General features: G+C 49.8%; 17 protein-coding genes and 1 tRNA gene. 15 read left to right on the top strand and 3 right to left on the bottom strand.

What is annotated here, in order from left to right:
- Nucleotides 1-46: 46 nt before the first annotated feature.
- The 12 genes from GL2_RS07630 to GL2_RS07585 all read left to right on the top strand — a co-directional run bounded on the left by GL2_RS07630 (nt 47) and on the right by GL2_RS07585 (nt 12633).
- Nucleotides 47-122, top strand: a tRNA-Phe gene (locus tag GL2_RS07630).
- 570 nt (nt 123-692) lie between these two features.
- Nucleotides 693-977 carry a BrnT family toxin gene (locus GL2_RS07625; RefSeq protein WP_143730092.1) on the top strand — a complete coding sequence of 95 codons (285 nt, stop codon included), beginning with the start codon at nt 693-695 and terminating at the stop codon, nt 975-977.
- 8 nt (nt 978-985) lie between these two features.
- Entirely contained in the window at nt 986-1162 is a 177-nt protein-coding gene (locus GL2_RS21445) for a hypothetical protein (RefSeq protein ID WP_172621087.1), read from the top strand.
- The gene (locus GL2_RS07620) at nt 1159-1341 is read left to right on the top strand and encodes a hypothetical protein (protein WP_143730091.1); all 183 of its coding nucleotides are present in this window, start codon (nt 1159-1161) and stop codon (nt 1339-1341) included. The genes GL2_RS21445 and GL2_RS07620 overlap by 4 nt, the downstream gene beginning before the upstream one ends.
- A 628-nt stretch (nt 1342-1969) precedes the next feature.
- Nucleotides 1970-2884, top strand: a complete 915-nt coding sequence (locus tag GL2_RS07615; RefSeq protein WP_143730090.1) for a restriction endonuclease — start codon at nt 1970-1972, stop codon at nt 2882-2884.
- A gap of 87 nt (nt 2885-2971) precedes the next feature.
- Nucleotides 2972-4663, top strand: coding sequence for a class I SAM-dependent DNA methyltransferase (locus GL2_RS07610; protein WP_143730089.1), 1692 nt, complete (start codon nt 2972-2974; stop codon nt 4661-4663).
- Nucleotides 4653-6149: a restriction endonuclease subunit S gene (locus GL2_RS07605; protein ID WP_143730088.1), complete on the top strand. Its 1497-nt coding sequence runs from the start codon at nt 4653-4655 to the stop codon at nt 6147-6149. Before GL2_RS07610 ends, GL2_RS07605 begins: the two co-directional genes overlap by 11 nt.
- Nucleotides 6150-6452: 303 nt before the next feature.
- Nucleotides 6453-7799 carry an FRG domain-containing protein gene (locus tag GL2_RS07600; protein WP_143730087.1) on the top strand — a complete coding sequence of 449 codons (1347 nt, stop codon included), beginning with the start codon at nt 6453-6455 and terminating at the stop codon, nt 7797-7799.
- On the top strand, nt 7796-10957 hold the full coding sequence (locus GL2_RS07595) for a type I restriction endonuclease subunit R (protein ID WP_143730086.1): 3162 nt from the start codon (nt 7796-7798) through the stop codon (nt 10955-10957). Before GL2_RS07600 ends, GL2_RS07595 begins: the two co-directional genes overlap by 4 nt.
- A gap of 178 nt (nt 10958-11135) precedes the next feature.
- Complete coding sequence (locus tag GL2_RS21440) at nt 11136-11306, top strand: hypothetical protein (RefSeq protein ID WP_172621086.1); 171 nt, start codon at nt 11136-11138, stop codon at nt 11304-11306.
- A gap of 202 nt (nt 11307-11508) precedes the next feature.
- Nucleotides 11509-11934: a thioesterase family protein gene (locus tag GL2_RS07590; RefSeq protein ID WP_143730085.1), complete on the top strand. Its 426-nt coding sequence runs from the start codon at nt 11509-11511 to the stop codon at nt 11932-11934.
- 264 nt (nt 11935-12198) lie between these two features.
- The gene (locus GL2_RS07585) at nt 12199-12633 is read left to right on the top strand and encodes a DUF1810 domain-containing protein (RefSeq protein ID WP_143730084.1); all 435 of its coding nucleotides are present in this window, start codon (nt 12199-12201) and stop codon (nt 12631-12633) included.
- Nucleotides 12634-12664: 31 nt separating this feature from the next.
- Here the strand turns inward: GL2_RS07585 and GL2_RS07580 are convergent, their stop codons facing one another.
- Nucleotides 12665-14002: a dicarboxylate/amino acid:cation symporter gene (locus tag GL2_RS07580; RefSeq protein ID WP_172621085.1), complete on the bottom strand. Its 1338-nt coding sequence runs from the start codon at nt 14000-14002 to the stop codon at nt 12665-12667.
- A 342-nt stretch (nt 14003-14344) separates the two neighbouring features.
- Nucleotides 14345-15289, bottom strand: coding sequence for a LysR family transcriptional regulator (locus tag GL2_RS07575; protein WP_232053788.1), 945 nt, complete (start codon nt 15287-15289; stop codon nt 14345-14347).
- A 108-nt stretch (nt 15290-15397) separates the two neighbouring features.
- Between GL2_RS07575 and GL2_RS07570 the strand changes: the two genes are divergently transcribed.
- From GL2_RS07570 to GL2_RS07560, 3 genes are read left to right on the top strand one after another with little or no spacing between them, the layout of a single operon-like run.
- A complete protein-coding gene (locus GL2_RS07570) occupies nt 15398-16312 on the top strand; it encodes a CmcJ/NvfI family oxidoreductase (RefSeq protein WP_143730082.1) in 915 nt (304 codons plus the stop codon).
- Between the two features lie 58 nt (nt 16313-16370).
- Nucleotides 16371-17699, top strand: a complete 1329-nt coding sequence (locus GL2_RS07565) for an aldehyde dehydrogenase (RefSeq protein ID WP_143730081.1) — start codon at nt 16371-16373, stop codon at nt 17697-17699.
- 26 nt (nt 17700-17725) lie between these two features.
- Nucleotides 17726-18553: a 2OG-Fe(II) oxygenase gene (locus tag GL2_RS07560; RefSeq protein WP_197736533.1), complete on the top strand. Its 828-nt coding sequence runs from the start codon at nt 17726-17728 to the stop codon at nt 18551-18553.
- Nucleotides 18554-18620: 67 nt separating this feature from the next.
- Here GL2_RS07560 and GL2_RS07555 read toward each other — a convergent pair whose 3' ends face one another.
- Nucleotides 18621-19265, bottom strand: coding sequence for an SOS response-associated peptidase family protein (locus tag GL2_RS07555; protein WP_143730080.1), 645 nt, complete (start codon nt 19263-19265; stop codon nt 18621-18623).
- Between the last annotated feature and the right edge of the window lie 175 nt (nt 19266-19440).

Genomic DNA, 19440 nt, shown 5'->3' with positions numbered 1-19440 from the left:
TTAATACGCGCCTCGCGACGCAGGGGAAGCCCAGCAAGATCGCAAAGCCCGGATAGCTCAGTCGGTAGAGCAGGGGATTGAAAATCCCCGTGTCGGTGGTTCGATTCCGCCTCCGGGCACCATATTTAAACCCGCGCAAGCACTCGCTTTCGCGGGTTTTTTAATTCTACCGCCCTCAAGGTTTTGGCGGCAAATTCCCCCAAAGTGTCAACATTGTGTCAACGCAAAATCACGTTGCCTCTTTGCTACTCCGCAAGCCTTCCGGCTGTGCAATATCCTTTCACTTCTCTTCGCAACTCTTCAAAGTGTGAAATCCAATTCTTACCCCGCACCAGCTCAGGCCAGGGCCGCTAGTCTCATTTCATCAACTAAGTGTGTGCCAAAAATCGGCAGGCGTGAGGAGGAGTGACCGGCAGCACTTTTTGCGGTACGTTTTTAGCCAGTACGGCTTGTGGGCCCAGGAATCTAAGAGGTTAGAGGAAGATTCACAGATTTTGGGGCCAACGGAGCCTATCAAGGATTTTGAAGTCTAGTCGTTGATAATTTTTTATGGAGAATAACTGAAAGCACTTTCAGCCAAAAACAAATAAATTTCGAAAAACTCTCTGTAAGTAGCTGTAGTTGCTCTCAAAAAAAACGGATATATGATTGGCGTAACAATTAATAAGGAAAATCTAACCCAAGGATAGAAAATGGATTTTGAATGGGATGAAAATAAACGCCTAAGAAATCTCGACAAGCACAACATTGACTTTGCTGTAGCAACCGAAGTATTCCAAGACCAGGAGCGTATTGAAACCGAAGATACCCGAGAAGACTACGGCGAAGAAAGAATTCAAGTTATCGGCATGGCTAAACCTGGTATTCTTTTCGTTGTGTATACTGAAAGAAATTCGGGAAACAGCTATCGGCTAATCTCCGCACGAAGAGCAAACAGGAAAGAGCGTGCAATTTATAATTCAATGCTTGGACAATAGGCTTAATTATGAGTATCAAAAAATACACTCAAGAAGAAGTTAAAAAACTTAAAGACTTAACTGATTATGAACGCCAGAAAAAAATGACTGAAGAAGAAATAGAAGAAGGCGCCAAAACAGACCCTGACGCATTAACCCCAACTGAAGAAGATTTTAAAAAATTTAGAAAGGTAAAGAAAAAATGAGCACCACAAAAATTAATGACAAAAATGCCTTTAAGGTGAAAGACAAAACAGACTGGAATAGATTGATAAATGAAAGCCAAGACTTAGCGGACATGAAGTCAAATCAGGACTCAGAAAACCCAGTCTTGCAGTCTAATAAATTCATCAAGTCAAAGAAGAAAGTAAACCCGCAAAAATGAAAGCCTTTGATTTTTTAGCTCGACACAAAAGTGCCAGCATAAACGAGCACTTTTACTAACCCTACGGACAATGTTGTTCCTTCAATACTCTACCCCACAATATTGAATAGCAGGCAACTTTCTTCGATCAAACACCCAAAAATGTTTAACTACGCGTAAAACATTACTTTCTTAGACTTGGCTATTTCTTTTGGAAACCCAGGCAGTGGTAACGGCCAAGAAAGTCTTGACAGGCCGTCAAAGGGAGTGTCGCAATACTCCATCCTGGGCACTGACTCGAGGAAAAGGGCAAGCGCGGCTAGAGTAGATTTCTGAAGGCAGAACGATTTCGTGCAAGTCGCCTGTCAATAATGTAACAACCACACTCAGACCTTATCGACCAGTACTTACCGAGCGAAAAAATTCCAGGCTAAGGATCTTGGACAAACCAACTCCACTATTGATCACATATCGTACAGATCAAGATTAACACAGCAACACAAAGCTTACGCAGGCCCTCACGCTAGCTAGGTGGGCATTGCAGTAATAGCCCCAGGACCACCTCTCACTACTCGCTCAGAAGCACCAAGCCACTCTTACCGAGTTTTGTGGTATTTTCTATTGCTAAAAACGGCGTCACTAAACCAAAATGCCTATCCCAACCTACCAGCAAATGTTCCGCCCCTTGTTAGCCGCAATCGAAGATGGCCAGGTACACAGCCTGTCCGACCTTCACGACCGGATAGCTAACGCAATTGGGTTAACCGCAGAGGAAATCCAACAACGCGTCCCCAGCGGCCGCCAAACCTATTTCCGCAACCGCCTCGGCTGGGCCCGCACTTATCTAGGCAAAGCAGGACTTATCGAAATCCCCGCACGCGGTAGCTACAAAATTACCGACCGTGGCCGGCAAGCATTGGTCGACTGCCCCAATGTCATTAGCAATGCCTACCTGCGCCAATACCCGGAGTTTGTAGAATTCACCCGCGGCTCCCGTGAAACCGCTGATAGATCCCAGGCAACCACCACCGACAACGACCTAACCCCAGAAGAACGCCTGCGCAGCGCCCATGCCGAGCTCAAAGACACCCTGGCAGACCAATTGCTTACCCATATCAAGCAATGCAGCCCGCAGTTCTTTGAGCGTTTAGTCGTCGACCTGATGCTCGCTATGGGCTACGGCGGTACCGCCGAAGACGCAGGCCTTGCCACCCAATACAGCGCCGATGGCGGTATTGATGGCATTATCAAGCAAGATCCACTGGGGCTAGACAGTATCTACCTGCAAGCCAAGCGCTACACCGAAAACACCATTGGCCGCCTAGAGATACAAAAATTCTGCGGCGCACTGGATATGTGCCGCGCAAAGAAAGGGGTATTCATAACCACCAGCCGCTTTAGCCAGGAAGCTCAAGCATTTGTGGGCATGATTGAAAAGAAAATTATCCTGATCGACGGCGACAAACTCGCCGACCTAATGATTACCTATGGACTCGGCACTAGTGTCAAAGAAACCCTGACCCTACAAGCCATAGACTCCGATTACTTTAGTGAAGATGATTAATATCGGTCTAAACCTGCCCCATCAGTCGATGCAGGCACTGAAGAACACATCGAACAACCACAAGATTTAACCAATAGTCGTAACTCCATGACCAACAGCGAAGAACAACAGTTTCTCAACGACCTCGAGAAAAAACTCTGGAATGCCGCCGACAAGCTGCGCTCCACCCTGGATGCCGCCCAATACAAACACACCGTGCTGGGCCTGATCTTCCTCAAATATGTCTCCGATGCCTTCGATATCCGCCGCGATGAACTCAAGCAGCAGCTCACCGATGCCGACCACGACTACTTCCTCGACCCAGAGGACTTTGGCGGTGCCGACAGTAAAGAATACGCAGCAGAAGTTAAAAGCGAACTGGAAGTGCGCGACTACTACCTGGAAACCAACACCTTCTGGGTGCCGCAGCAGGCCCGCTGGCAGTTTCTGCAAGACAACAACAAGACCGTGATCGGCGGTGCCGAACTTACTTTCCAGGACGAGAAAGGCAAAGACAAAACCCTCAAGATCAGCTCCGTCGGCCATCTGATCGACAACGCTCTGGAAGCCATTGAAGCCGACAACCCCAAGCTCAAAGGGGTGCTCAACAAGCGCTATACCCAGCTGCAAATCGACCAGTCCAAACTGGGTGAACTAATCGACCTGATCGCCACGGTGCCGTTCAACCACGCCAGCCTCAACAGCAAAGATATTCTCGGCCACGTCTACGAATATATGCTCGGCCAGTTCGCCCTGGCCGAGGGCAAGAAGGGTGGCCAGTTCTATACGCCCAAGTCTATCGTCAGCCTGATCGTGCAAATGCTCGAACCCTTCAAGGGCCGTGTATACGACCCGGCCATGGGTTCCGGCGGTTTCTTTGTGCAGTCCGAGCACTTTATTACCGAGCATCGGGGTAAGATTGGCGAAGTCTCTATCTACGGCCAGGAATACAACCACACCACCTGGCAGTTGGCCGCGATGAATATGGCCATTCGCGGTATCGACTTTAACTTTGGTAAAGAGCCGGCCAACACCTACACCAACGACCAGCACCCGGACCTGCGCGCCGACTTCGTTATGGCCAACCCGCCGTTCAATATGAAGGAGTGGGATACCGGCATCGCCGACGATGACAAACGCTGGCAATACGGCAGGCCGCCGTCGGGCAACGCCAACTTCGCCTGGCTGCAACATATGCTGTTCCACCTGGCCCCCAACGGCAGTATGGGCTTGCTGTTGGCCAACGGCTCCATGAGTTCCAACACCAATAACGAAGGGGAAATCCGCAAGCGCCTGATTGAGGCCGACCTGGTGGAGTGTATGGTGGCCCTGCCCGGCCAGCTATTTACCAATACCCAGATCCCCGCCTGTATTTGGTTCCTGAGTAAAAACAAAGGGGCGCGCACCTCCGCCGCCGGCCGAAAGCTGCGCGATCGCCAAGGCGAAGTGCTGTTTATCGACGCCCGCAACCTGGGCTATATGAAAGACCGGGTACTGCGGGATTTCACCCAGGAAGACCTGAACCAGGTTACCGAGACCTACCACAACTGGCAGACCGGCGAAAACTACGAAGACATACCCGGCTTTGTTAAAGCCGCTAAGTTGGAAGAGCTGCAAAAGCACGATTTTGTATTGACCCCGGGCCGCTATGTGGGCGCCGTTGCGGAAGAAGATGACGGTGAACCCTTTGCCGAGAAGATGGCCCGCTTAACCGGTCAGTTAAAATCGCAGTTTGATGAATCGGATCGCTTAGAAGTGGAGATTAAAAAGAATTTGGCGGGGTTGGGTTATGAGCTTTAATTTGCCTAACAGTTGGCAATGGCTACCTTTTGAGAAACTTTTAGCCGAGCCTTTACGTAATGGAATTTACAAAAAGAAAGAATTCCATGGTCGGGGATGCAAAATTGTTAATATGGGGGAGCTCTTTGCACATCCGCGTCTCAAAGACGGCGTAGAAATGAAGAGAGTCGAACTAAATGAAAGAGAACTTAAAAAGTCCACCTTGAAAAAAGGTGACTTGATCTTTGCAAGACGCTCCCTGACGGCAGAAGGTGCCGGAAAATGCTCAATTATTCTATCGTTAGATGAATCAACAACCTTTGAGTCATCTATTATACGAGCACGCCTAAATAGTGACATCGCAAATCCAGAGTTTTATTACTACGTATTTAACTCCCCATTTGGAAAATGGCTGCTTGGAACAATCCTACGACAAGTTGCAGTAGCGGGTATTACCGGCTCAGACTTAGCAAAACTGGAAGTTCCTGTTCCCCCTAAAAAAACTCAAGATGAAATAGTTGTTACCGGCAGACTCCTCGACGATAAAATCGAACTCAACCGCCAAACCAACCAAACCCTCGAACAGATCGCCCAAACCCTATTTAAAAGCTGGTTTGTCGATTTCGAACCCACCCACGCCAAGATCGCCGCAAACCAGGCCGCCCAGCTGCGCCAGCAAGGCCAAAGCGACAGCGAAATTCTAAGTAAAATCCAGCAAGACCCACGCTGGACCAGCGCCCAGGCCGCCATCATCGCCCAAGGCAACTCCGAGCAAGCCGCCATCGCTGCCCTTAATGGTGGCCAAGCCTTCGATACCCTAAGCGAAGCGCAGCAAGCCCAACTTAAAACTACCGCTGCTTTGTTTCCGGATACGCTGGTGGATTCTGAACTAGGGGAGATACCAGAAGGATGGGAGGCTTCCCCACTATCTTCATGGGGAAGGATAGTTTGTGGTAAGACACCTTCGAAAAAGAAGGCTGAATACTATGGCGGAAAAATTCCATTCATTAAAATCCCTGACATGCATGGAAAAATGTATGCGATTGAAACTCTCGATTCCCTTTCACAGAAAGGTGCAGACACTCAGAAGAAGAAACTAGTACCAGAGGGTAGTATTTGCGTTAGTTGTATCGCGACTGTTGGCCAAGTCTTGATCACCACTGAAGATAGCTTCACCAACCAGCAGATTAATAGCATTGTGCCGGATCAAGCAATCCATTCCGCATACTTGTATTACTCCATGCTAGGGCTAAGCAACCTTCTTCATGATTTAGCTAGCGGTGGCAGTACAACCTTGAATTTAAATACTGGAAATTTTTCTAAAATTGAAATTATCAGACCGAAAGATGAAATTTTAGAGGAATTTTCAAGTTCGGTCGGAAATTTGATGAAACAAATTCTGGAGAATTACCGTCAAGACCAAAACCTTGAAGACATTCGGTGCACTCTCTTACCCAAGCTTCTTTCAGGTGAGCTTAAATTCGAGGCCGCAAGCGAGGTCGGATAAGAAAATATTAAATGACAATGGAAGCGATATCTTTACGAGGCTATTACTCCCCGTAACTTCTCTCCAAACCAGAAAGAAGGGACGAGAGAGTCGACTCCATGTTTCTCTACCAAAAACTACACACTGCAAATAGCTGAGATATTAAGTGCAATACTGAGGCTAGACGAAACTACCTTGTCAACCGAATAAATCAGGCAATCTATTCGCGAAAACGACATAATAAGCTTCCAAAAAATTGGAATCAGTTAGAGATACATTGCTACCGAAACTACTGCTGGGAGCGCTAGAAGTAAACAGGGACAAATGATGGAAGCACAATGTGAAAAATATCTAAAGCGCGAAGAAAAGTACTACAAAAATCTACCGCTTTGGCCCAAATTTGACATATACAACCAAACCATTGACGGATTGATTCCTGCGACAAGGCTAGATAGCTGGGAACAGTTTCATGACATAGTAAAATATTATCGCACCGATGAAGATGGAGCAGAGTTTGTTTTCCGTGGACAACACAACTACCGATGGGAGCTACAACCCACGTTAGACCGTATGTCGCCAGGAGCTATTCAAGAAGACATAGCTAAAAAACAACTAAGAAACTTCCGCCTATCAATTCGCGGGCGCGTGCACAATAGTATTTTAACTGATACAGATGATGAAGAACTTTGGGCAATAGGACAACATCACGGGCTGGCTACGCCCCTACTTGACTGGTCACTAGCACCTTACGTTGCTTTATTTTTTGCCTTTGTTAACGAAGACCCAGTTGATTGGGAAGACAGTAAAGGCAACCCGACGAATCATAGCCGAGCTATCTACATCCTCAATAAGTCATTTATAGAAGACTTAGTTGAAAATGAAAATTCCAATCCTTTAGCTGATGGATACCCAAAAATCGTCGAGCCATCAAAGGATGACCATGGCCGCCTCGTTAACCAAGCTGGATTATTCACAATCTCTCCATATGGAGAGACTATAGAATCCGCCCTGCTTAAAGCACTTACAGATTCAGAAGTGGATATTGAAAGTCCAGACGAAATCAGCAAGTACATATGTAAGCTACACATTCCTAATTCCGAAGATTGCCGAAGGGAATGCTTAAAGCATCTTCGAAAAATGAATATTCATCATGCAAATCTATTTCCAGATGTAATTGGCGCATCAGGTTATTGCAACGAACTCATTAGTGAGTCAATTGAGGCAAAAAATAGAAAACTAAGAATCGCGAAAGAAAAACAAAAGGAAAAAATTTCGGACTTTTCGCATCTGAATTCAAAGCCCAAAGAGTTCTCCATAACTGAAACGAACGATGTATTTCGTACGCTAATAAATTCCTTATTTATTGATGATTCAATACGACAAAAAGCCAATGAGTTAGACCTTAGTAAGATAGCTGAAACCGCAGTCGATTTTATCGACAATAAAGCAGGACCAGATTGGTATGATCGAGAATCTCAATTAGCACGACTGAAAAACATTCTTAGAAGGCAATTAAAAAACAGCCAATTCCCCTATGACTTCATTTCTCCAGCAGCTGAAAGGTTGGCATCGACAGCTGCTGAAATGAGTCGATCTAAAGAAAAAGAAAGTACTAAACAAGCGGTGAGTCTTATATCTGTGGGTGAAGAACAGGACTGCAATACGAAATGATCACGGAAGACCAACTAGAACAACTTTGCCTAGAATGGTTTAACGCCCTCGGCTACAACTATGCCTGTGGCTACGATATCGCCCCCGATAGCGATACCCCGGAGCGCAGCGATTACCGCCAGATTATCCTGCACGAACGCCTGCTGAGCCGCTTGGAAGTTATTAACCCGCAGGTACCGCTATCCACCCTTGAGCGAGTCACCCAACAGATCGCCACACCCGAAACGCCCATCCTGATCAAAAATAATAAGCAGTTTCACCAGTGGTTGCAGGAAGGGGTCAAGGTCGAGTTTAAAGATAGCAACGGCGAAGTAGTAACCGACTATGTAAAGCTGGTGGACTTCGCCAATACCAAACGCAACGAATTTTTGGTGGTCAACCAATACACCATCACCGGCACCAAGGGAAGTCGCCGCCCGGACATTATTGTATTTATCAATGGCTTGCCGCTGGCGGTGATTGAGTTAAAAAATCCCGCCGACAGCAGCGCCGATATCTGGTCCGCCTACCAGCAGCTGCAAACCTACAAAGAAGAAACCCCCGACCTATTTATTTTTAACCAGGCACTGGTCATCAGCGATGGTCTCAATGCCCGCGTCGGTTCCCTCACCGCCAACAAAGAGCGCTTTTTACCCTGGCGGGTGGTCAATAACGAGCACGACAAACCGCACTTTGAATACTTCTTAGAAACCCTGGTAAAAGGCTTCTTTAAGCCCGAACTGTTGTTGGACTATATCCGCCACTTTGTGCTGTTTGAGCAGGACGGCGATCAAATCGTTAAAAAGATCGCCGGCTATCACCAGTTCCACGCGGTGCGCCAGGCGGTGAAAGCGACCGTGATTGCCGCCGAGCGATCAAACCTGGTGGCCCAGCCCCGGGCGAATTATGCCGATAAAGTAGAACCCGGTTCCGGCAAGGCCGGGGTGGTTTGGCACACCCAGGGCTCCGGCAAGTCCATCTCCATGGTGTGTTACGCCGGCAAATTACTGGCACAGCCTGCCATGAATAACCCCACCATCGTGGTCGTCACCGACCGCAACGATCTGGATGGCCAGCTGTACAACACCTTCTGTATGGCCGCCGATACCCTCAAACAGACCCCGGTACAGGCCGGCGACAGAGACGAGCTGCGCCAGATACTCGCCGCGCGCCAGTCCGGCGGTATCGTGTTTACCACGGTGCAAAAATTTGCCCTACTCGCCGAGGAAACCAGCCACCCGGAGTTGAGCCGCCGCCACAATATCGTCGTGGTCAGCGACGAGGCCCACCGCAGCCAGTATGGCGACAAGGCCAAGTTCAACACCAAAAAGGGCACTTACACCTTCGGCTATTCCAAGCATATGCGCGATGCCTTGCCGGCGGCCTCATTTATCGGCTTTACCGGTACCCCGGTCGACTCGGCCGATAAAGATACCCGCGCGGTATTTGGTGAATATGTCTCCATCTACGATATTCAGGATGCGGTAGACGATGGCGCCACGGTGCCTATCTACTATGAATCGCGCCTGGCCAAGCTGGATATCCACGCGGCCGATATCGAGGCGCTGAACGAGAATGTTGAAGAGGTTATTGAGGACGAAGAAGATGTGGCCGAGCGGGAGAAAACCAAGTCCCGCTGGGCCACGCTGGAAAAACTCGTCGGCAGCAAGCCCCGGGTGGAGCAGGTGGCCAAAGACCTGATCCGGCATTTTGACAGCCGCACCGCCTCCATGCCCGGCAAGGCCATGATCGTGGCTATGAGCCGCGAGATCTGTGTCGACCTCTACGATGCCATCGTCGCTATCAAGCCCGAGTGGCACCACCCAGACCCCGACAAGGGCGCGATCAAAATTGTGATGACCGGTTCGGCGTCGGACAAAGCCAAGTTGCAGCCGCATATCTACAACAAGGAAACCAAGAAAGCGTTTGAAAAGCGCTTTAAGGATGTGAACGACCCGTTACAGCTGGTGATCGTGCGGGATATGTGGCTCACCGGCTTCGATGCCCCCATTTGCCACACCATGTATATCGATAAGCCCATGAAGGGCCACAACCTGATGCAGGCCATTGCGCGGGTTAACCGGGTGTTCAAAGACAAGCCCGGCGGCTTGGTGGTGGACTACATCGGCATTGCCAATGAGCTGAAGCAGGCACTCAAGACCTATACCGGCGCTAACGGTAAGGGCAAGCCCACCCACGACGCCCATGAAGCCTACGCCATTCTGCTGGAAAAGCTCGGCGTACTGCACGATATGATGCACGGCTTTGATTACAGCCAGTACGAGACCCAGGCCCTGCAACTGTTGCCCGGCGCCATGAACCATATCCTCAGCCTGATAAACCCCGGCAGCGGCGAACTGGATGGTAAACGGCGCTTTCTCGATGTGATGGCCGCGCTCAGCAAGGCCTACACCCTGTGCAGCACCCTGAAGAACGCCGCGCCCCACAAGAAAGAGATCGCCTTCTGGGGTGCGGTGAAAAACGCCATCACCAAGTTCACCACCATCGACAAGCGCCGCACCGATGAGGAAAAGAACTCCGCACTCAAGCAGATTATCGACAATGCCATCGTCGCCGACGGTGTGGATGATATCTTCAGCATGGTGGGCCTGGACCGCCCGAATATCGGCTTGCTGTCCCCTGAGTTTATGGAAGACGTCGCCAATCTTAAGGAAAAAAACCTGGCCGTTGAGCTGCTCGAACGGCTACTGCGCGACGAAGTAAAAGCGCGTATGAAATCCGATGTGGTGTCGGAGAAAAAATACTCCGACCGCATTATGGAAGCCCTGCGCAAATACCACAATCGCGCTATCGAAACCGCCCAGGTTATCGAAGAGCTGATCCAGATGGCCAAGGACATGGCCGAAGATGCGCAGATGGCAGAAAATTCCGGCCTCAATACCGACGAAATCGCCTTCTACCGCGCTTTGATCCAAAACCAGTCGGCGGTAAAAGAACTGGGCGATAACAATCTGCGCGAACTCGCCAAATACGTCACCCAGCAGCTGCGCAAATCCACCACCGTGGACTGGCAGGTGCGCGACAGCGTGCGCGCCAAACTGCGCAACCTGGTGCGCCGCGCACTGCGCAAATGGAAATACCCACCAGATGGGGCAGATGAGGCAGTGCAGCTGTGCTTAAAGCAGGCGGAGACATTGAGTCATAGCTGGAGTGCTTAGGTGCTATAGGAAGCCTCTGGCTTACAGGGTGGCAGAACGGAATGAACTCGTTCACCACCTTACCTTGCCACCTAAATTCAGCAGAACATGCCCCGAAAGCCATGCAAATCTGGGCGAGAAATTGGACTGGTAGCTGGGAAAGACTGTGCGGGTCTCCTATTCCGATAGGAAGAACCTATTGGGCGAACCCGTCATGGGAATCAAGGAGCTCGCCATTGCCGTAATTAGTATAAATATTCATTTACAATTTGATGCCAGCTTTTTATTGCTGATTTCTTTTACTAATCAATCGCCACAACGTAGGGGTAACGATATTTCTAACTCACATCAAGTTGGCAACCAATTATAGGTAAACTAAATCTAGAGCTGCCTGGCAGCTTACAAAATAAGCTTCGATTAAATTCCTGTTAATGAATAAGAAAAATAAAGGCAATATTGACGTTTTCTTACAACCTTGCATGACCTTTACGATATAAAATATAAACCTACTCATAGCACCAACAGCCCATTACAATTAACCGCTTTACTGTTTTGATTTAAGTGTAATAACAATGAGTGAAGCCCCCCGCAACCTTCTACATCAGGAAACCTTAGCTGTACGCTGGGGCGATATGGATGCCTTTGGCCATATTAACAACGCTACCTACTTCACCTACTTTGAGCAATGTCGCTGCAGTTGGTTAGCCTCGATATATAGCTCAGGCGCTCTCAGCAGCAATCAAGGAGGTGGCCCTGTATTACTGAATGCCTCAGCCAATTTTCATTTACCTTTGGTATTTCCTGCCAGTATTACTGTAAGTATGTATGGCGGCATTCCCGGGCGCAGTAGCTTTAATAGCTATTATGAAATCAGAGATAAGGATAACACCGATAAACTCTACACAACCGGTGAAGCTAAGATTGTTTGGGTAGGCCAACAGGCTGGGAAATCTATGCCGATACCTGATGATATACGGGCTTTATTGCCCACCGCTTAAATTGAATTTCTTCAATCAAAAGGGCGGTTAACCCCGTCTTTTATATAAAAAATCTTGAAAAAATTTAGCGTCGAATAAGGCGTAATGTGCAAGGGTTTTATCACCACGAGTAAGCACGGCGCGAAAGCAGCCGTTTAGTGGGCAGGTACTACTTCTTTCTACTATAACGGGTCAAAAGATGGGCCCGGTAACCTGCCCTATTGATATTCATGCTACGCTTTTTCTTTCCTGTAACACCTGGATAGCTTGTTTACGGAAATTTTTATGAGTGATTATTTTGACCTGGAGCGGTTCTGCCAGGCACAAAACGATACTTATGCACAGGCCGTGCAGGAGTTACGACAGGGGCACAAACGCAGCCATTGGATTTGGTATATTTTCCCGCAGCTAAAAGGGCTAGGACACAGCGCTACATCACAACGATATGGAATGGCAAGCCTGGAGGAGGCACAGGCTTACCTGAAGCACCCAAAGCTTGGCCCGCGATTGCGAGAGTGTTGCCAAGAGTTATTAAAGCTGCAAGATCTCAGCGCCCTGGAAATATTCGGTAGCCTTGATGCCATCAAGGTAAGATCCAGTATGACCCTGTTCGCCCTCGCTGCAGGCGGTTCAGACAATCTATTTATGCAGGTTTTAGAAAAATATTATGGGGGCAAACAAGACCCCCGCACCCTGGAGATACTGCAAAGCTCCCATTAACTCCTAGTCCCCAAACCTCCCGAAAAGACACTTAAGCGGTTTGGGTTTCAGGTTCCTCCAGGCTGTCGCTGCCCAGTAATTTATCCATCACCAAGCAAGCAGTGAGGTCGCCCGTGACGTTTACGGCGGTCCTGCACATATCGAGTATCCGGTCCACACCAATAATCAAAGCAATACCTTCCGGTGGAACACCAATTCCGGCGAGGATAGTCGCGAGAATAACAATACCCACACCAGGAGTGCTTGGCGAGCCAATAGAGGCGCCCACGGTAGTTACCGTCAGTCCCACCAATTGGGCAGTACTGAGGTCAATCCCGTATACCTGGGTCAGGAACACCGCTGCAATTACCTGATATAGCGCGGTACCATCCATATTCACGGTAGCGCCGAGGGGCACGATAAATTTGGCGATAGGGGGCTTTACTCCAAGGGAAGTCTCGGCAGTCCGCATAGACAATGGCATCACCGCCGCTGAGCTTGAGGTAGAAAAGGCGAGAAGCTGAACACCACTTATACGCTGCAGGAATTTCAGTGGGCCGGCTGGAGAAACCAGGGAGACAATTGCCAGGTAAAACATCAGCAGGATCAGCAGTCCTAAAATTACTGTGCCAACATAAACCGACATCCCGAGAATCGCTGTCAGGCCGACGCGAATAGCGATGTCCGCCAGGAGACCAAATACAGCCAGCGGCGCAAACAACATGGCCCAGCCGACTATTTTCAAGGCAATTTCCTGCACTATACCGAAGGCATACACTGCCGTTTCGCGCTGCTTCTGCGGTAGTAACATCACCGCAACACCGGTAAAGATGGCGTAGACCACCAGCTGCAACATATTACGCATGGCAATGCTTTCATTCAGGTTGGCTGGTATCAGCTCGGCAATCCGCTCGGGCAGAGGTTTGGATTCAAGCACCTGAAGGGGAGCAGATTTGGGTAATTCTGTTGCCGCCGTAAGCAGTGATTCATCGATATAGTTTCCCGGCTGGATCAACTGTACCAGCAATATGCCAATAACAACTGCGACTGTAGTGGTGGCGACGAAATAGGGCGCTATACGCAAACCCACCCGCTTCAGCTGACCCACATTACCGCTGCCGCAAAGCCCCAGAATGATAGAAGAAACAATCAAGGGAATAACCACCATCTGAATCATATTCAGAAACAGTGCACCAGGCAGCTTGAACCAGCTGGCCAACACCACACTAAGATCCTGATTCACCAGGGCTGCCCCTTCTGGAGAGAGCAGCAGGCCCAGCCCCAACCCCAATACCATTGCCACAACGATCTGCATCCACAGGCGTTTTCTAACCAGAACACCTAGGGATTCAACCATTCGCATCAGGTAAACATTGGTATTGTGTTGCATAAGTGGGCTACCAATTTCCAAGTGGTTTGTTATCGGTGGCAGAAAGGGGCGATTATGCCCGCTTTCCATTTAAATACTTCTGGGTCAGATCAAGCTCAGGAGAAAGATCCAGGCATATTTTTCAGCCTGTAGATTTTTACCGGGCAAGTGTAGGAAGCTGAGCTTTCATTTTATTAAGTGCCTACCATTGAGAACCTCTTCCCTACGCTAAGAGAACTCCAAAGGGCCCTGACCCGATAGAGCCAGGCACAATATCCATAATCTCGTCATCTCTGCCCTTAGAACTTGCTGCCCCCAGCTTGGCAAGCATTCACCCTCGGACTTGATCCAGCACAAGGCTCTCTAAAGGTACTCATCCACAGCAGCTCCCGAGGTGAATAACCCCGCCAACAACTGCCTGATCCATTTATGCAGCGGGTCTTGCCCACTGCGGGTGTGCCACGCGGCCACCACATCAAACCCGGGAGGTTGTTCGCTAATAGGTAGGGTATGCAGGCGCGGGTCTGGTAAGAGGCGCGATGGTAAAAAAGCCACAGTACTGGTGGAGGCTATACACTCAGCTGCGGCGGCAAAGGAAGGGACCGATAGTACAACATTACGCTTCAGGCCAAACTGCTCAAACCAGCTGTCTACCATACCGCGCAGGTCACCGCGGGAGGGGGAGACAACCAGCTGGGGAATCTCTGCCAGCTTATCCAAGTTAAGGGGTTTTCCACTTTCAAGCGGCACCCCTGTGTGCCGGCAACTTACACAGACATAGTGCTCACGGTAAAGCAACATACTCGGGCAGCTATCCGGTATAAATCCCGGTGTACTGAACACCAAATCCACCTCGCCGGTTTGCAGTTGTTGGGCCATACGGTCAATTTCCAGCTTGAGCACTACGACCTTGAGGCCCGGCGCCTGCTTGCGCAATTGCTTGAGCAAGACCGGCAACACCACTCGCTGCTCGAAATCGGTGGCACTGATAGTAAAAATTCCTTGGTGCTCAGCCGGATCGAACTCATCATCACGTAACAGAGCGGCAATCTCATTAAGGACACTATCCAGCCTTGGCGCCAGGCGTTCGGCCAGTGGGGTGGGAATAACGCCGTTGCTGGTTCGAATGAACAACCGGTCATCAAATATTTCCCGCAATCGTTTCAACTGCTCGCTGACCGTCTGCTGGCTTACACCAAGCTGATCCGCTACCCGCGATAGATTCAATTCCCGTAATATGGCCTGCAAAAGACGCAATTGTTTCAGTTCCAACCTGCCCAGTCGGTCGACACCGTGATTTCTGCTCAAACCTGTATCACTCACAATTGTTACTTGATTTTCATTGTATCCAGCTGAACCTACCATTGCCCATAAGAACTGATGCATCTCGCATCAAAGATATGGGAGGAAGCCACCATGCTGACCGAGACTCTGCACGCCACGCCGAGCCGGCTGCTCAAGGCGACAATCAACTACGCAAATACCGATAGTGAGCTGGTATACGATCACCGCAAGGCGGGGCCTGGCCCCAGTCACCTGCTGGATGAAGTTAACCCTCAACCCATGCCTATTCAGGATGGCCGCGCCCTACAGCGCACGGGCGAAGAGTTTAGCCTGGATATTCAGGGCTTTGAGCTGGTGAGGCCGTTGCTGGCAATAGACTTGCACCAGTTTGATGATGTCCTGAAGGCTCTGGACAGCCACACTGCCAATAGCGTCACTCCGGCCGAACGCGACCGCTTAATTCGCAGTGAGTGGTACCCGGCCATTGAGACCTGGATAGCGAAACGCCTCGGCGCGGCCCATGTCCTTACCTTTGATCACACCCTACGGGCACAGCCCTCAGCTGAGGGGCCCACTGAACAGAGCCGCAGCCGCCGCTCTCCAGTGAAGACCGTACACAACGATTACACTCCCTGGTCCGCCGACAGACAGCTTCGACAGACACTGCCTGAGCACGGATTAAATACGGAAGAATATCCTCGCTATAAGTTCATCAATTTGTGGCTGCCACTGCTGCGCACCGTAAAAGAATCGCCATTGGCAATGGCAGATTTACGCAGCGTGGACGAAGCGGATTTCCACAAGATGCGTCTGATTTACCCGGAGCGAGAGGGCCAAATCTCGGTGATTAGCGCCAACCCGAAACATCGCTGGGTCTGGTTCAGTGATATGCAACCGGGGGAAGGGTTACTGCTACGCGTATTCGACAGTGAGCAGCAGGGCCCCATCACCGGCGTGCCCCACACAGCATTCGATCTCCCCGGAAGCTCTGGCGCCCCGCGCCGTACCAGTATCGAGCTGCGCACCATCGCCTTATTTAAAGACTAAAGTCCAAATTGCGGAGCGATTTAAATCCAGCTCCACATAAAATTTTTGAGACCAGGATATGACCCAAAATTTATTTTCTATTGATCCACTAAACGGTGAACAGGTTGGCAGCGTTGAAGTGAGCGACCGGAATTCCATTCAAAAAAAAGTTGCTAAAGCCAGGAAGGTCCAGACGCAGTGGGCCAATCAATCGGTGCAACAGCGTGTGCAGGTTCTGCAACGGGCCTATGAAAAACTGCAGCCAGTGCAAAGTGCCCTGGTGCAACTTATCAGTCGTGAAATGGGTAAGGATGCGCGACGTGCTCAGTATGAAGCCGGCGGCGCTATTCAAGGTGGTATTTGGCTGGCGGGGGATGCCGGTACAGCATTGAGCAGCCGACGTAGCGGTGGCAGTGAAATTCAATATCGCCCTCTGGGGGTTGTGGCCGTAATTTCTCCGTGGAATTACCCATTGGCTATGGCCAACAACCTGCTTGTACCTGCCCTTGTAGCCGGGAACAGCGTGATCCTCAAACCTTCGGAGGAGTCCCCACTGGTGGCAGATCTACTGGTGCAAACCCTAAATGAAACCCTGCCCGAGGGTATTCTGCAAATTGCCCATGGTGATGGCCACACAGGTGAAGCCCTGGTGCGATCAGAAATTAACATGGTCGCCTTCACCGGCTCACGGGCAACCGGCCAGACGATCATGGCCAACGCCGCGCCCGCCCTGAAGCGCCTGGTGATGGAGCTCGGTGGCAATGACCCCATGATCGTACTGGCCAGCGCCGATCTTCAAAGAGCTGCACAATTTGCGGTGGCCTCCAGTTTTGAGAATGCCGGGCAAATGTGCACCTCCACAGAACGTATCTACGTGGATGCCCGCATCGCCGATCAATTTGAAAAAGCGGTGACTTCTATTGCCCAGCAATATCGCACCGGTGGCTGGCAGGACCCACAAGCTGATATTGGCCCTCTGGTGAACCAGCGCCAGCACCAGAAAGTAGTCAATCATATACAGGATGCCTTGCAGAAAGGCGCATCGCTGCTACTCGGAGAAAAAACACCCGAGCCACCCTTTATTCCACCCACTGTAATCAGTGGTATACAGCCGGGAATGCAACTGGAGGATGAGGAAACCTTCGGCCCAGTGGTCGCCATTGACCATTTTACTGATGTGAATGATGCCATCCATAGAGCAAACGACTCGGTGTATGGACTCGGCGCAGTAGTTTTTGGTGGAGCAGATGCTGTACAAGTGGGTAATCGTCTGCAGGCCGGCATGATCGGAATCAATCAGGGCGCCGGCGGCACTCCTTGGGTTGGAGCAAAGCAAAGTGGCTTCGGCTATCACGGGGGGGCTGACGGTCATCGCCAGTTTGCACAATTAACTGTAATTAATCTCTAAGATTCGGTAGAACGGAATTTGAAGTAATGAGTACAGCAACTGTAAACAAATCACAGACTTCGGAAACCCAAGGTAAATCAAAACTGCCCGTTGAGGATTTCTTTGTTATTGCCAGGGAGCCTGGTGCGGAGCACCCGGCCCTGCCCACTTGGGCAACCCACCGGGAAAACCCCGCTTCGCTCTCGGACTCTATTCCTTCCGATATAGAGAGACGCGATATCCTGGAGGTGCCCGGGGCTTTTCAACTGCTCAACGTATTCTCTGCGGAGGAATACCAACGTTTTATTGAAATAACAGAGGCCATTGGTTATTTGCCGGATGCCGCCGTGTCCCTGCCCAGAGAGGTTCGCCACAACGATAACCTGACCTGGGTTGTGGATGAGAGCACCGAGCGCTTAATCTGGCAACGTGTGCAGAAATTTATGCAGGACCCGAAAAGCTATTTTGGCGGACGCGAACCATTGGGAATAAACCAACGTTTCCGTTTTTATCGCTACGGGCCTGGCGACTACTTTAAATTCCACACTGATGGTGCCTGGCCGGGTAGCAGGATTATTGATGGACAACTGGTTGCCAATGGTTACCCGGATCGCTTTAGCGAAATGACTTTCCTGATATTACTCAGTGAAGATTTTTCTGGTGGAGCTACTCGCTTCAGGATCAATGGAGAAAATCCTCTTCAACAGCCAAACCGACACTCATTAAAAGATGTCGATGTACGAACTCCGGCAGGATCGGTACTCTGTTTTCCCCATGGTATGCACCCACTGCACAGAATACATAGCTCAACACCTATAGAGCACGGGATAAAATATATTATCCGCACAGATATATTATTTCGCCAGAATAGTTAGCATTACCCCATAACGATGGGTCAGGCCTGATTTAATGTCAGGCTTGCTGCTGAATTTAACAGGCCTATTAACTTATAGTTATAGAATCACCTATATATTCAGTTGATGTGGCGCGCGCCACTGGCCTGGCAGTCAGCTGACAGTTATCGTACTCAATTTGCGGCTGTAAAAAAGGCGCAAATTGATTGGTTTGTATGCTGCTGCTCAGCCACCTATGTACAAAATCTGAATCCCTTGGAGCAATCATTGGCAGGGATTTCTCATGATAGATTTTTGTCGCCGGGTGGGCCTCCAGGGTGATAATTGAGCAGCTTAAAGTAGAACCCCAGATTTTATACAGACCACAGAAAAAATAGGGTTTACCATAACTGAATTCCACTGGATGCCTACCGCGCAAACTCTCAATCCAGGCAGTCGCAGGGATCAGACAGCGGGATTTTCGGTACTCCGGGCGGCTGTCCAGTTTTTTCCAATTGCTATTGATCGACCAATATTTTTTATGGGGCTTCCAACCCTCCCCCCCCTTTTCCAGATACAAATGCCAGATAGCATTTTCCACTTGGGGCTCGCCATACCTGCCAGTTACAATCGATACCTGTTGGGTGGGCCTGCGACGGCGGCCAAAAATTATACGTTCGGGATACTGCACACCGTAGATATCTAGGAAGCGTTCCATGCTCGCCTGTTTGTCCACATCAAAAATACTGCACACTCCCTATCCCTCCTAGCCTATTTTTCCGCTGGAATCGCTTTATCAGTATACCCTGCCAGCCACTCCAGGCTACTCTGGATACTACCCATTAGGCGCAGAGTTAACGCTAGCTCTCGGTATGTTCACAGCAATGGCCAACGAGAAACGGTGAACTAATTTTCCATAGTTAAAAATA

The sequence above is a fragment of the Microbulbifer sp. GL-2 genome (genome assembly GCF_007183175.1).
Taxonomy (GTDB): Bacteria; Pseudomonadota; Gammaproteobacteria; order Pseudomonadales; family Cellvibrionaceae; genus Microbulbifer.
Note: the sequence above shows the minus strand (reverse complement) of the source record. Positions and strands in the feature narration are given on the sequence as shown.